Source organism: Mesorhizobium sp. B3-1-8, assembly GCF_006439495.1.
Lineage (GTDB): Bacteria > Pseudomonadota > Alphaproteobacteria > Rhizobiales > Rhizobiaceae > Mesorhizobium.
In genome coordinates this window covers 1-1,177 of sequence record NZ_VFTK01000087.1, presented here as the reverse complement: position 1 = coordinate 1,177, position 1,177 = coordinate 1, and the positions used below count along the sequence as shown (strand labels likewise).

At 65.7% G+C, this 1,177-nt stretch carries 1 pseudogene; it reads right to left on the bottom strand.

Features of this window, described 5'->3' with window-relative positions:
* Window positions 1-1,177, bottom strand: a pseudogene (locus FJ424_RS33800) (hypothetical protein); the annotation flags it as partial.

Sequence of the window (1,177 nt, the reverse complement as noted above, 5' to 3'; positions counted from 1 at the left end):
ACGCCAGTGGTTGCGGTGTAGAGCACCGTCAGCCCGCTTGCGGCGGCCGTGGCGCTGGCGTTCAGCGACAGGGATTCGACCCCGTTCCCATCGGGCCGCGCCGTCAGCGTCGCCGTCAGGGACGTCAGGTTGGCCGAGTCGACATCGGCCACGGTCGCCGAAGGCGAGATCACCAGCGGTGTCTGCTCCGTGAACGAAGCCGTCGCGTCCTTGCCGGCGCCGGCGCCGTTCAGATCGATGACTGGCGCGTCGTTGACCGGGGTGACGCTGATGGTGACGCTATGCAAGACGCTGCTGTCGGTGCCATCGCTGGCAACGACGTTGACCGTGCGAGCCGCCGTCGTCGGCGTGTCGCTGGTGTTGTTGTAGACGATGCCGTCGAGGATCGTCTGGTAGGTGGCCGGTGAAGCCGAGCCGGTGATCGACAGAACGCCAGTGGTTGCGGTGTAGAGCACCGTCAGCCCGCTTGCGGCGGCCGTGGCGCTGGCGTTCAGCGACAGGGATTCCACCGCATTGCCATCGGGCCGTGCCGTCAGCGTCGCCGTCAGGGACGTCAGGTTGGCCGAGTCGACATCGGCTACGGTCGCCGAAGGCGAGATCACCAGCGGCGTCTGCTCCGTGAACGAAGCCGTCGCGTCATTGCCGATGCCGGCGCCGTTGAGATCGATGATCGGCACGTCGTTGACCGCGGTGACGTGGATTGTCGACGTTGCTGTGTTGCTGTTGGCCGAACCGTCGTTCACCACCACCGTTATGCTGCGGTCTGTGGTGTTGGGATTGTCGCTCGCATTGGAGAACACAATCTGATGCAGGGCCGTCTGATAGGCGGCTAGGGTCGCCGAACCGGTAAGCGTCAGCACCCCGGTTCCGGAGTTGTAGCTGGATGCCGTGATCCCGGCCGGCAGGCCGCCGTTGACGGCCAGCAGATCGCTGGCCTGCGCATTGGTCAGGGTGATCGTGGCCGACGTGACGTTGGCGTTGTCGGCGTCGGTGATGCTCACGTCGGTGTCGGAAATCGCAACCGCGGAGCCGTTCTCCGTGAATGTCGCCTGGTAGTCGGCGCCAGTCTTCAGGCTCGAGTTGTTGATGTCCAGGTCCAGCACCGGGGCGTCGTTGGTGCCGTTGATGGTGACGGTGACGTCATGGGTGGCGGTGCCGCCGGCATGGCCGTCGTCGG